Origin of the sequence: Pseudoduganella sp. OTU4001, assembly GCF_038440195.1 — a bacterium.
Lineage (GTDB): Bacteria > Pseudomonadota > Gammaproteobacteria > Burkholderiales > Burkholderiaceae_D > Rugamonas.
Genome location: NZ_JASATG010000030.1, coordinates 1 through 11703 on the forward strand (window position 1 = coordinate 1; position 11703 = coordinate 11703).

13 protein-coding genes are annotated in these 11703 nt (G+C 63.6%); 6 read left to right on the top strand and 7 right to left on the bottom strand.

What is annotated here, in order from left to right; genetic code table 11:
- Positions 1–3363 (bottom strand): ATP-dependent RNA helicase HrpA (gene hrpA / locus AAHE99_RS21195; protein WP_342119345.1); only part of this gene is annotated, 3363 nt, incomplete at its 3' end.
- 56 nt (positions 3364–3419) lie between these two features.
- On the opposite strand from hrpA, the gene argA reads away from it, so the two are divergent.
- The gene (argA, locus tag AAHE99_RS21200) at positions 3420–4730 is read left to right on the top strand and encodes an amino-acid N-acetyltransferase (RefSeq protein WP_342119346.1); all 1311 of its coding nucleotides are present in this window, start codon (positions 3420–3422) and stop codon (positions 4728–4730) included.
- A 25-nt stretch (positions 4731–4755) separates the two neighbouring features.
- Complete coding sequence (locus AAHE99_RS21205) at positions 4756–5028, top strand: oxidative damage protection protein (RefSeq protein WP_057261247.1); 273 nt, start codon at positions 4756–4758, stop codon at positions 5026–5028.
- Positions 5029–5077: 49 nt separating this feature from the next.
- Here the strand turns inward: AAHE99_RS21205 and AAHE99_RS21210 are convergent, their stop codons facing one another.
- On the bottom strand, positions 5078–5455 hold the full coding sequence (locus tag AAHE99_RS21210) for a hypothetical protein (RefSeq protein ID WP_342119347.1): 378 nt from the start codon (positions 5453–5455) through the stop codon (positions 5078–5080).
- A gap of 24 nt (positions 5456–5479) precedes the next feature.
- On the bottom strand, positions 5480–6157 hold the full coding sequence (gene rpiA / locus AAHE99_RS21215; RefSeq protein WP_342119348.1) for a ribose-5-phosphate isomerase RpiA: 678 nt from the start codon (positions 6155–6157) through the stop codon (positions 5480–5482).
- A gap of 81 nt (positions 6158–6238) precedes the next feature.
- Between rpiA and AAHE99_RS21220 the strand changes: the two genes are divergently transcribed.
- The 4 genes from AAHE99_RS21220 to AAHE99_RS21235 are packed head-to-tail and all read left to right on the top strand — an operon-like array spanning position 6239 to position 8721.
- Entirely contained in the window at positions 6239–6604 is a 366-nt protein-coding gene (locus AAHE99_RS21220) for a response regulator (RefSeq protein WP_342119349.1), read from the top strand.
- A 1-nt stretch (position 6605) separates the two neighbouring features.
- Positions 6606–7235, top strand: a complete 630-nt coding sequence (locus AAHE99_RS21225; RefSeq protein ID WP_342119350.1) for a chemotaxis protein CheC — start codon at positions 6606–6608, stop codon at positions 7233–7235.
- Positions 7232–8188, top strand: a complete 957-nt coding sequence (locus tag AAHE99_RS21230; RefSeq protein ID WP_342119351.1) for a diguanylate cyclase — start codon at positions 7232–7234, stop codon at positions 8186–8188. Before AAHE99_RS21225 ends, AAHE99_RS21230 begins: the two co-directional genes overlap by 4 nt.
- Positions 8185–8721: a dihydrofolate reductase family protein gene (locus tag AAHE99_RS21235; protein WP_342119352.1), complete on the top strand. Its 537-nt coding sequence runs from the start codon at positions 8185–8187 to the stop codon at positions 8719–8721. Before AAHE99_RS21230 ends, AAHE99_RS21235 begins: the two co-directional genes overlap by 4 nt.
- Here the strand turns inward: AAHE99_RS21235 and AAHE99_RS21240 are convergent.
- Genes AAHE99_RS21240 through AAHE99_RS21255 form a run of 4 tightly spaced genes read right to left on the bottom strand, consistent with a single transcriptional unit; the run spans position 8718 to position 11694 of the window.
- A complete protein-coding gene (locus AAHE99_RS21240; protein WP_342119353.1) occupies positions 8718–9068 on the bottom strand; it encodes a DUF3147 family protein in 351 nt (116 codons plus the stop codon). The two genes, AAHE99_RS21235 and AAHE99_RS21240, sit on opposite strands and share 4 nt — an antisense overlap.
- Before the next feature lie 9 nt (positions 9069–9077).
- The gene (locus AAHE99_RS21245) at positions 9078–9458 is read right to left on the bottom strand and encodes a hypothetical protein (protein ID WP_342119354.1); all 381 of its coding nucleotides are present in this window, start codon (positions 9456–9458) and stop codon (positions 9078–9080) included.
- Positions 9455–10480: an acyl-CoA dehydrogenase gene (locus AAHE99_RS21250; RefSeq protein ID WP_342119355.1), complete on the bottom strand. Its 1026-nt coding sequence runs from the start codon at positions 10478–10480 to the stop codon at positions 9455–9457. Before AAHE99_RS21250 ends, AAHE99_RS21245 begins: the two co-directional genes overlap by 4 nt.
- Complete coding sequence (locus AAHE99_RS21255) at positions 10480–11694, bottom strand: DUF3667 domain-containing protein (protein ID WP_342119356.1); 1215 nt, start codon at positions 11692–11694, stop codon at positions 10480–10482. The genes AAHE99_RS21250 and AAHE99_RS21255 overlap by 1 nt, the downstream gene beginning before the upstream one ends.
- Between the last annotated feature and the right edge of the window lie 9 nt (positions 11695–11703).

Consider the following 11703-nt stretch of genomic DNA (forward strand, 5'->3'; position numbering starts at 1 on the left):
GGCGCCAGCACCGCTGCCGATGCCGCCGCCCGCGAGCTGGGCCAGTTGCGCGGCGGAGGCAGGCGTGTTGCCGCCTTCGGCCATGCGCTGGAAGCTCTGGCGCGCCTGCAGGCCGTATTCCGCCTGCAGGGTGGCCAGGTTGCGGCCCATGTCGAGCTGGCGGCCATGTTCATCCACCACCTTGAAGTTCATGAAGTGGTGCGCCGGCAGCTGCTCCGGCTTGAAGTCGGAGGTCAGCACGCTGATCGTGATCTGCTTGCGGATATCGGCAATGATGGCGTCAATCAGGTCGCCGCGACCGAACTCGGTACGTTCGCAGAACTTGGCGGCGTAGTCCGGCAACGGCACCATGTGGCGGCGCTGCTTCTGCGGCAGGGTCTTGAGCAGCAGGTGCACCTTCTCCTTCAGCATGCCCGGCACCAGCCACTCGCAGCGTTCGCGCGAGAGCTGGTTCAGCGCGTACAGCGGCACCGTCAGGGTGACGCCGTCGCGCGGGGTGCCTGGCTCGAAGTGGTAGGATAGCTGCATCTCCATGCCGGCTGCCATCATCTTCTTCGGGAACAGGTCGGTGGTGATGCCGGCAGCTTCGTGGCGCATCAAATCGTCGCGGATCAGGAACAGCAGCTTCGGATTATCGGCCGAGGCGTCCTTGTACCACTTCTCGAAACCGGCGCCGTTCACCACGTCAGCCGGAATCTCCTTGTCGTAAAAGGCTTCGATCAACTGGTCGTCCACCAGCACGTCCTGGCGGCGCGACTTATGCTCGAGGTTCTCGATCTCGCGCACCAGCTTGTGGTTATGGGCGAAGAACGGCGCGCGGGTATCGTAATCGCCGCCGACCAGCGCGTCGCGGATGAAGATTTCGCGCGCCTCGGCCGGATTCCTGGCGCCGTAGTTGATGCGGCGCTGGCTGTACACCACGATGCCGTACAGGGTGGCGCGTTCGGAGGCGGTGACCTGCGCCGGGCGCTTCTCCCAGCGCGGCTCGCCCCAGGATTTCTTCAGCAGGTGGCCGCCGATCTTCTCGATCCATTCGGGTTCGATGCGGGCCACGCAGCGGGCGTAGAGGCGCGTGGTTTCCACCAGTTCGGCGGAGACGATCCACTTGCCGGGTTTCTTCGACAGGTGCGAGCCTGGCCAGATGTGGAACTTGATGCCGCGCGCGCCAAGGTAGGCGCCGCCCGGTTCATCATCGCCCTTGAAGCCGATGTTGCCCAGCAGGCCAGTGAGCAGGGCCATATGCAGCTGGTCGTAAGTGGCCGGCAGCTCGTTGGTGCGCCAGCCCTGCTCTTTCACGATGGTGAGCAGTTGCGAGTGCACGTCGCGCCATTCACGCAGGCGCAGCTGGTTCAGGAAAGTGGCGCGGCAGGTGTCCATCAGCTGGCGGTTGGACTTCTTGTGCTCGATGGCGTTCTCGAACCACTTCCAGATTTTCAGGTAGCTGAGGAATTCGGATTTTTCGTCGGCGAATTTCTTGTGCGCTTCGTCGGCGGCTTGCTGGTGTTCGACCGGGCGGTCGCGCGGGTCCTGCACGGACAGCGCAGAAGCGACGATCAACACTTCGGTCAGGCAATGGTATTCCTGCGCGGCCAGGATCATGCGGCCGACGCGCGGGTCGAGCGGCAGTTTGGCCAGCTTGCGGCCCAGTGGGGTCAGCGCGTTGTCGTCATCGACGGCGCCCAGTTCCTGCAGCAGCTGGTAGCCGTCGGCGATGGCGCGGCCCAGTGGCGGTTCGATGAACGGGAAAGTCTCGACATCCGTCAGGTGCAGGGACTTCATGCGCAGGATGACGGAAGCCAGCGAGGAGCGCAGGATTTCCGGGTCGGTGAACTTTGGGCGCTGCAGGAAGTCCTGCTCGTCGTACAGGCGGATGCAGACGCCGTCGGCCACACGGCCGCAACGGCCGGCGCGCTGGTTGGCTGCCGATTGCGCCACTGGCTCGATCTGCAGCTGTTCGACCTTGTTGCGGTAGCTGTAGCGCTTGACGCGCGCCAGGCCGGCGTCCACCACATAGCGGATGCCGGGCACGGTCAGCGAGGTTTCCGCCACGTTGGTGGCCAGGACGATGCGGCGCGCGTTGGTGGTGCGGAATACGCGGTCCTGTTCTTCCACCGACAGTCGGGCGAACAGGGGCAGGATTTCCACGTGCGGCGGGTGGTGCTTGCGCAGGGCTTCGGCGGCGTCGCGGATTTCGCGTTCGCCGGGCAGGAAGACCAGCACGTCGCCGCTGCCGATGCGGCAGACTTCATCGACGCCGTCGACAATGGCTTCCATCAGGTCGCGCTTTTCGCGCGCGGCGGCGGTACGGGCGCCTTTGGCGTCCGGACTTGGCTGGGCGCCTGCTGCGGTGACCTGCTCGCGCTCCACGGGGCGGTAGCGCACTTCGACCGCGTACAGGCGGCCGGAGACTTCAATCACCGGTACTGGCGGCATGCCTTCCTGCGTGAAGTGGCGGGCGAAGCGTTCAGCGTCGATGGTGGCGGAGGTGATGATCACCTTCAGGTCCGGGCGGCGCGGCAGGATCTGCTTCAGGTAGCCAAGCAGGAAGTCGATGTTCAGGCTGCGTTCGTGGGCTTCGTCGATGATGATCGTGTCGTAGCCTTTGAGCAGCGGGTCGGTTTGGGTTTCTGCGAGCAGGATACCGTCGGTCATCAGCTTGACCGACGCGCCTTTGCTCAGGGTGTCGTTGAAGCGGACTTTATAGCCGACGTTTTCGCCCAGCGGGGTGCCCAGTTCTACGGCGATGCGTTTGGCAGTCGATGATGCGGCGATCCTGCGCGGTTGCGTGTGGCCGATCAGGCCTTTCTGGCCGCGCCCCAGTTCCAGGCAGATTTTCGGGAGCTGGGTGGTCTTACCGGAGCCGGTTTCGCCGGAGACGATCACTACCTGGTGTTTCGTCAGGGCTTCGGCGATTTCCGCACGACGGCCCGAGACAGGCAGGTCTTCAGGGAAGGTGATCGGGGGCAGCGGGTTACGGAAGGCTGCGGCGGCCTCACGGGCGGCGCGCTGTTCCGGCGTCTCCCGCTCACGGCGGCCTTCACCCCGCTCGCCAGAGCCTTGCTGTGGGCGCGCAGCGTCACGGCGTCCATCCTCGCGGCCAGGCGCGTTGCCCGGCGCACGGTCGGCGGCGCCTTGGGAACGGCCTTGCGGGCGGCGTTCGGCGGCTGGGCCGGCGGATTGCGGCTGGCGCGCACCTTCCTGGCGAGCCTCGCGGCGCGGGGAGCCTGCGGCGTCACCAGATGCGCGGGCGGCGGCATCGGCGGCACCAGGCGTGCGGACGCCACCTTGCGCAGGGGCGCGGCGGGCTTGCGGGCGCTGGGAACCGGGTTGCTGGGGAGGATTCTTCTTGCTTGCTTCTGACATCGTTTTTTACATAGTTTGGGCGCGAAAACCGCGCAGCGCATTATAATGCGCGGATAATGGAAAACCCTATCCAATTCGTCTCCTGGCTGCGCTCCGTCGCTCCCTATGTCCACGCCTTCCGCGGCAAGACCTTCGTGGTGGCATTCCCCGGTGAACTGGTGTCGGCAGGCGCCCTGCCGGTGCTGGCGCACGACCTTTCGCTGCTGCACGCGCTGGACATCAACGTCACCGTGGTCTACGGCTCGCGCCCCCAGGTCGCCGAGCAGCTCGCCCTGCGTAACGTCGAAGGACGTTTCCATAATGGCATCCGCGTCACCGACACCGCCGCCATGGAATGCGCCAAGGAAGCCGCCGGCGAGCTGCGCCTCGATATCGAGGCCGCCTTCAGCCAGGGCCTACCGAACACCCCGATGTCGCACGCCGCCGTCCGTATCATTTCCGGCAACTTCATCACCGCCCGTCCCCTGGGCGTGATCGACGGCGTCGACTTCGAACTGACCGGCGTGACCCGTAAGGTCGATGCCGAAACCCTGCATTCGATCATGGGATCGGACGGCGTGGTGCTGCTGTCGCCACTGGGCTTCTCGCCCACCGGCGAAACCTTCAACCTGACGATGGAAGACGTAGCCTGCACCGCCGCCATCGCCCTGCACGCCGACAAGCTGGTCTTCATCACCGAAACCGAGATGATGACCGACGCTGCCGGCGTGGAAATCCGCGAACTGTCCTCGCACCAGGCCGAGGCCGTGCTGCAAGCCGGCTTCCTGCCGGATAACACCGCCTACTACCTGAAACACTGCGTCAAGGCCTGCAACAACGGCGTCGAACGTTCCCACATCGTGCCGTTCGCAATGGACGGCTCGGCCCTGCTGGAACTGTTCACCCACGACGGCGTGGGCACCATGATCTCGCACGAGAACCTGGAATCGCTGCGCCCTGCCACCATTGAAGACGTGGGCGGCATCATCAAACTGATCGAGCCGCTGGAAGCCGACGGCACCCTGGTCAAGCGCGGCCGCGAGCTGATCGAGCGCGAAATCGAGATGTTCTCGGTCATCGAGCACGACGGCGTGATCTTTGGCTGCGCCGCCCTGTACGCCTTCCCGGAAGAAAAAATGGCCGAAATGGCATGCCTTACCGTCAACCCTGATGTGCAAGCCCAGGGCGACGGCGAGCGCATCCTGAAGCATATGGAAAACCGCGCCCGGGCGCAGGGCATCAGCAAGCTGTTCGTGCTGACCACCCGCACCGCGCACTGGTTCATCAAGCGCGGCTTCGTGCCCGCCACTGTCGACGCGCTGCCGAAAGACCGCCAACGCCTGTACAACTGGCAGCGCAAGTCGCAGGTGTTGATCAAGACCTTATAATCGTATTTTTGAGGAGTACCGAAAGATGGCCCGTACCGTCCACTGCATCAAACTGAACAAGGAAGCCGAAGGCCTGGACTTCCCGCCATATCCGGGCGAGCTGGGCAAGCGTATTTATGAATCCGTGTCCAAGGAAGCCTGGGCTGCCTGGATCAAGCACCAGACCATGCTGGTCAATGAGAACCGCCTGAACCTGGCGGATGTGCGCGCGCGCAAATACCTGGCGGCGCAGATGGAGAAGCACTTCTTTGGTGAAGGCGCGGACCAGGCGGCGGGTTACGTGCCGCCTTCGGCCTAAACCGGTAAACCAGGGTCAGACCCAAGGGTCTGACCCAGATTTGCCGGGTTTAGCGGCTCGCCACAGTCGAATACATCGGCTTACACTGGCGCAGCTCACAACGCGCCAGGAACACCTTCCCATTATCGCAAGCCATCCGGTACACCTCCACCGGACCAGCCTCCGTCACCAGCCCTGCCCCCTGCCCACCGCGGCACTGTTCGGCCTTCGCCAGTTTTTCCACCGTCGCCGATGAAATCCCCGGGCGGAACTCCACCTTCTGCACTTCCACGCCGTCCACGACAATCCGCTTGGCGCTTTCGTGCTCCTGGGCAGTCTTGCGCTTCACGGGCGCCTGGGCGACCTTGGAATCTTTATTCAGGAAAGGGATGTAAGAACAGGCACTCAACAAACCAGCAGCAAGCAACAGCAGGGACAGTCGTTTCATGGGCTCTTTCTAAGGGAAAGGAAATTAGTACTTAACGGTACGCACACCGTCAGCGGTGCCCAGCAGGCACACATTGGCGCCACGGGCCGCGAACAGGCCCACAGCCACCACGCCGACGATCTGGTTGATCCGGGTTTCCAGCGCTACTGGATCGGTAATCGACAAGCCAGCCACGTCAATGATATTGCCGCCATTGTCGGTCACGAAGATCTCATCCGAACCGGCCTTGGTACGCACTTTCGGCTGGCCGCCCAGGGCCGCCAGCTGGCGCATCACCGCATTGCGGGCCATCGGCAGCACTTCCACCGGCAGCGGGAATTTGCCCAGGGTCTCTACCAACTTGGAACCATCAGCGATGCAGACAAACTGCTTCGATACCGACGCCACGATCTTCTCGCGGGTCAGCGCCGCGCCGCCGCCTTTGATCATGTGGCCGGCCGCGTTGATCTCGTCGGCGCCATCAATGTACACCGCGATCTCCGAAACCTCGTTAAGATCATAGACAGGGATGCCGTGGCCGGCCAGGCGCGCCGCAGTGGCTTCCGACGAGGCAACCGCACCCTTGATACGGTGCTTGATCTTGCCTAATTCATCAATGAAGAAGTTTGCGGTGGAACCGGTGCCTACGCCGATGATTTCGCCGTCGATGACGTATTCGATAGCGGAAATAGCAACAGCCTGTTTCAATTTGTCTTGCGTCATAGTTACAATGGATTCAAGGAAGCGGATAAAAAGGATGGCGTATTTTATCCGAACTGCCACACTAACCCGGGAAAAACAGCAATGAAGCCAAGTACCGTACTCATCGTGGATGACAGCCGCGTGTCGCGTATGCTGACCCGCCAGCACATCCAGGTGCGCCATGCCGACTGGGTGGTTGAAGAAGCCGCCAACGGCGATGAAGCCATCGCCAAGGCCCAGGGCCTGCAGCCCGACCTCGTGCTGCTGGACGTGAACATGCCGGGCATGAGCGGGGTCGAAGCCGCTGCCGCCTTGCGCGTGATGCTGCCCAATGCCCACATCTCACTGCTGACCGCCAATGTGCAGGCTGCCACCCGGCAGCGGGCCGAGGCGCTCGGTGTCGGCTTTATGGAGAAACCAATCACTGCCGAACGCATCGCGCAGCTGATCGCACCGCTGGAAGCCTGATATGGTCAGGCTGACCGACCTCGAACACGACGCCCTAGTCGAGTTGTTCAATATTGGCATCGGCCAGGCGGCCCTGGCCATGAGCGAGATCGTCAACGAAACCGTCACCATGTCGGTGCCGGCGATCAGCTTCCTGACCCGCGCCGCCGCCGCCAAGCTGCTGGCTAGCCGCAGCACCGGCAACGGCCGCCTGTGCGGCATCAGCCAGCACTACAGCGGCGCCTTCGAGACCGAAGCCATCCTCATGTTCCCCGAGGAGAAGAGCCAGGAAATCGTGCGCCTGATGGTGGGCGAGTCGATGCCCCTGGCCGAGCTGTCGGCCATGGAACAGGAGGCCATGAGTGAGATCGGCAATATCCTCTTGAACAGCTGCGTGGGTTCCCTGGCCAACCTGCTGGGCCGCGAGCTGAATGGCTCCCTGCCCGACTACCACGTCGGTTATAGCGAAGAGATCCTGGTGCAGGCCGGCAGCGGCGAAACCGCCGTGCTGATGCTGCATATCGAATTCACCATCGAGCGCCAGCATATTACCGGCGACGTCGCCTTCATCATGGACATGACGGCGCTGCAGGACTTGAAACAGCACGTGGCGGAGTTCCTCGAACGCACCGTCGGCGGAGAGCAGCCATGAGATGCTCGGTCGAGTCCCTGCCCCTGCTGCAGGGCGTCATCGATTGCATCGATGTGGGCACGCTGGTGCTGGACTCCAACCAATGCATCGTGCTGTGGAACCGCTGGATGAGCCAGCACTCCGGCGTGCTCAGTGCCGAAACGCTGGAGCGCAATTTCTTCGACCTGTTCCCCGAACAGCGCGACAAGCGGCTCGACACCGCCATCAACCAGGCCTTGCGCAGCAATATGCCGGCCCTGCTGTCGCAAACCCTGAACCGCTGGCCGCTGCCGCTGTACGCCAACAAGGCCGCCGCGGAAAAGGGGGAGCGCATGCAGCAGCAGATTACCGTCACCCCGCTCAACCTCGCCAACAGCGAGCGCTATTGCCTGATCCAGGTGAGCGATGTCAGCGCCGCCGTGCAGCGTGAAAACCTGCTGCGCGAGCAAGCCATGGCGCTGCGCTCGCAGACCCTGCTGGACGACCTGACCGGGGTCGCCAACCGCCGCCATTTCGACATGGCGATCGACCGCGAAACTCGGCGCGCAAGGCGCATGGGTACCCCGTTGTCGCTGATGATGCTCGATATCGATTTCTTCAAGGCTTACAACGACCACTACGGCCACCAGCAAGGCGACGCCTGCCTGGAGGCGGTGGCTTCGGCCCTGTCGACCATGCAGCAGCGCCCGGCCGACCTGTTCGCGCGCTACGGCGGCGAGGAATTCGCGGTGATCCTGCCCGATACCCCGGGCGATGCGGCGGTGATGATGGCCAATGCCATGTGCCGCAAGGTGCGCGACTTGCGCATCCCGCACCAGGCGGCCAAGACCGACGAACGCATCGTCACCATCAGCATCGGCGTGGGCAGCACCGACAGCGGCCTTGCGGGCGAAGTGTATGACCTGATCAACGCCGCCGACCGCGCCCTCTACCAGGCCAAAGCTTGCGGCCGCAACCGGGTCGAATCGATATGAAAACTTGCGTCTTCATCGCCAGCAGCCTGGATGGCTTTATCGCCCGCGAGGATGGCAACCTGGACTGGCTTATGGAGCGCACGCCCGCTTCCAGCGATACCGGCTACGACAGCTTCATGGCGGGCATCGACGTGATCGTCATGGGGCGCTACACCTTTGAGACGGTGCTGGGCTTCGACGATTGGCCATACGAGGGCAAACGGGTGGTGGTGCTGAGTCGCATGCTGGACGAGATACCCGCCTCGCTGGTGGATAAAGTATCGGTGCATCCCGGCCCGGTGCGCGCCCTGTACGATTCGCTCGCCTCGAGCGGCTGCCAGGGCTTGTATGTCGATGGCGGCCAGACGGTGCAAAGCTTCATCCGCGAAGACCTGGTGGATGAACTGACCATCACCACCATCCCTATCCTGCTGGGGCGCGGCATTCCGCTGTTCGGCCACACCGGCCACGATATCCCGCTGCGCCATACCGGCACGCGCCAGCTGCCGGGCGGCCTGGTGCAGGACACCTACACCACCCGGGTTATCGGTTAAAGCAGTTCGATCCCGAAGCGCCGCACGCCCGCTGCAAACGCGGCAAAGCTGGCAACCGTCAGCAGCACGCAGGCGCCCAGCGTCGGCCAGAAGCCAAGGCGCGGCAGCAGCCATGGGAAGACCAGGAACATCGGCAGCGTCGGCACCACGTACCAGAAGGTGTACCAGGCGTGGTTGGCGATCTTCTCCTGCGGCTGCTGCTCGATGTAGAGCCAGATCAGGGCCAGCACCGTGACCATCGGCAGCGCGGCGATCAGGCCGCCCAGGCGGTCGCTGCGTTTGGCAAATTCCGACACAGCCACCACCACGCCCGCCGTCACCAGATACTTGAACACCAGCCAGGTCATGGCGACTCCTTACTGTGCGAAGATGAAACGGACCAGCGCCAGCGACAGCGCGAACACATAACCATAGGCGAAACGGTCGATGCGCAGCAGCGCATCGCCGCGCCGCGCGCGCCAGGCGCCCATCAGGCACATCATGCCGCCGGCCGCCAGAGGTGTCAGCAGCAGGTTGAGCTTGCGCAGCACTTCATTGCGCACCAGGTGGTCCGGCAGCAGCCAAAGCGTGATGCCGCCAGCTACCGCGCCGAAGATGGCGTAACCAAGGCCTGCCAGCCAGGGATTGGGCTTCTTGCGGAACGGCTCACCCAGCGAGTGCAGGCCAAGCTCGGCCAGCGCCTCCAGCACGAGCTGCAGCACGAACTCGCCGACGATCTCGAACAGGAATTCAATCATGGCGTGAACAGGGCATGCTGGCTGGCGGTGTGGAAATCGCGCCAGACGCGGTTGATGTCGGAATCTTCCTGCGCCGCACGCAGGCCGCAGTAAGGATAAATATCCCCCACCGCCCTCCGCGCCGCCAGTACCAGCGCCTGCGAAGCCTCGCGCAAACGCGCATCCAGTACCGCCTCCATACCGCCGCCAGCGCTATCGGCTTGCGCCCAAGCCTGGTCCAGCAGCGCGTACATGCGTTCGCGCGCGCCCTCCAGCGCCATGGCCGCCCGCGCCAGCGCATCCTGCGCGCTGGCCGGGGGCTGGCGCCTCGCCGCAACGATCTCCCCAGCCAATTGAAGGAAATGCCGCGCCATGCCGGACAAATTGGCCGCCAGCGTCACCCAGGCCAACAACATGAACGGAAAGCGATACAAAGTCCCCGGCGCCGTAGCAAACGCAGGATCAATCGTGAATCCCTGGCTGGCCGGCACCCACGCCCCATCGATACGGTAACTGTGGGAGGCCGTCCCGCGCATGCCAAAACTGCGCCAGGTCGGCTCCACCACCACCTGAGCCGCCGGCACAACGAAAGCACGGACGAACTCCTCGCCCTCCCCTCGCACGACCGCGTTCAATGTGAAATGCGTCGCCATCGGCGCCCCGCTGGCGATATCCCAGCGCCCGCTGATGCGATACCCATCGCCCTCGCGGTCCGCAAACCCAGTAGGCGCACCGCTGCCCGCCAGGCAAACGCGCGGGGTCGAAATCACCGAGCGCGCCGTGTCCGGCGGCAGGAAGCCGGCAAACCAGCCCGCGCCCGCGCAGAGAGTCACCACCCACCCCATGCTGCCGTCCGCCTCCGCGATGGCCTCCTCCAGCCGCACCGCCTCCGGCAACGGCATCTCCGCCCCACCCGCCGCGCGCGGCGCCAGCATCTTCAGCCAGCCTCGCTCATGGATCAGCGCCTGCTGGTCCGGCAGCAGGAAGCCCGCCAGGTCAGCCGCCGCCGCTCCCGCGCGGATCCGTTCAACATCTGCCTGCATCAAGTAGCCGACAGCGCCAGTACGACCAGCGCGTACATGGTCAGCACGATGAAGGTCACGAGCAGCAGTGCGCAGGTGCGCCAGATTGCGCCGAAGCGCGACAGGCTATAGGTACCGCGCAGTTGCAGGTACATGTGCACCGGTGGGACAAAGGCGAACAGGCTGGCGGCCCAGCCGCCGAATTCGAAGTAGCCCAGCGTCGCCACAACGGTGAACAGCAGCGACATGAACGACAGCGAATACAGCGAGAACACCGCGTGGTCATACATGGTGATGCCGCGGCGCCAGAAGAACATCAGCCACAGGAACGGCATCGAGATCGGCACCAGCAGGAACGAGTACTTGTACGCCGCATTTTTCAGCTTGTACTTGGCCAGCTCGGGATTGTCGACAGCGTGCTTGATGCCTTTGTTGATCCAGCTGACATCGGAATACGTGCCGCTCTTCTTGCCGGCTTCGCCGGCCTTCGGCGTTACATCAATCTCCACGTCGCGCAGGATGTCCTGAAGAATTCCCGCGTCCTTCGTCGCCTCGGCTGGCTTGCCCGGCGTTTCTCCCGGCTTGGGTGTTTCGGTGAATTTGGCAGTACCGGACATGGCGATCTTGCCGGCGGCGAGAGCGCTGTTCAAAGCGTCCAGCTCCTTCTGCGCCTTCACGATCTTGCTCTTAAATTTGGCTTCTTGCGGCGAACCGGCTTCGAACTCCTTCAGTTCCTTTTCATACTCGGCGATCAACTCTTTCTGGTGAGTGATCTTGTCGTTCATTTTCTCTTCGAACTGCGCCTTGCCGTTCTTGCCCTCGGTGACGGTGGTCGGGCCCGAGCTGGTGCCCATCGTCAGCGAGAAGACGAAGAACATGAAGAACATCATGAACAGGAACAGCGCCAGCGGCGAGACAAAGCGCGTACGCTGGCCATCGATGTAGCGGCGGGTCAGCTCACCCGGTTTCGCCACCAGCAGCGGCAAGGTGCGCCAGCCCTTGGTGTCGAAATGCAGCAGGCCGTGGATCAACTCCTCGCCCAGGTGCAGCACGGATTTGTGCAGGTGGCCCTTCTGGCCGCAGTTCGGGCAGTAGTTCCCGGTGACGGGCGTGCCGCAATTGGCGCAAGGTTCGCCGCGGCTATCCTCGCCATGTGTGCCCTTATTGCCTTCAACTTCTTTTGCTACCAGACCTGCGGTAACCAGGTCTGCTGCCGCTTCCATCTCGAGTCCCATCGCTGCTGC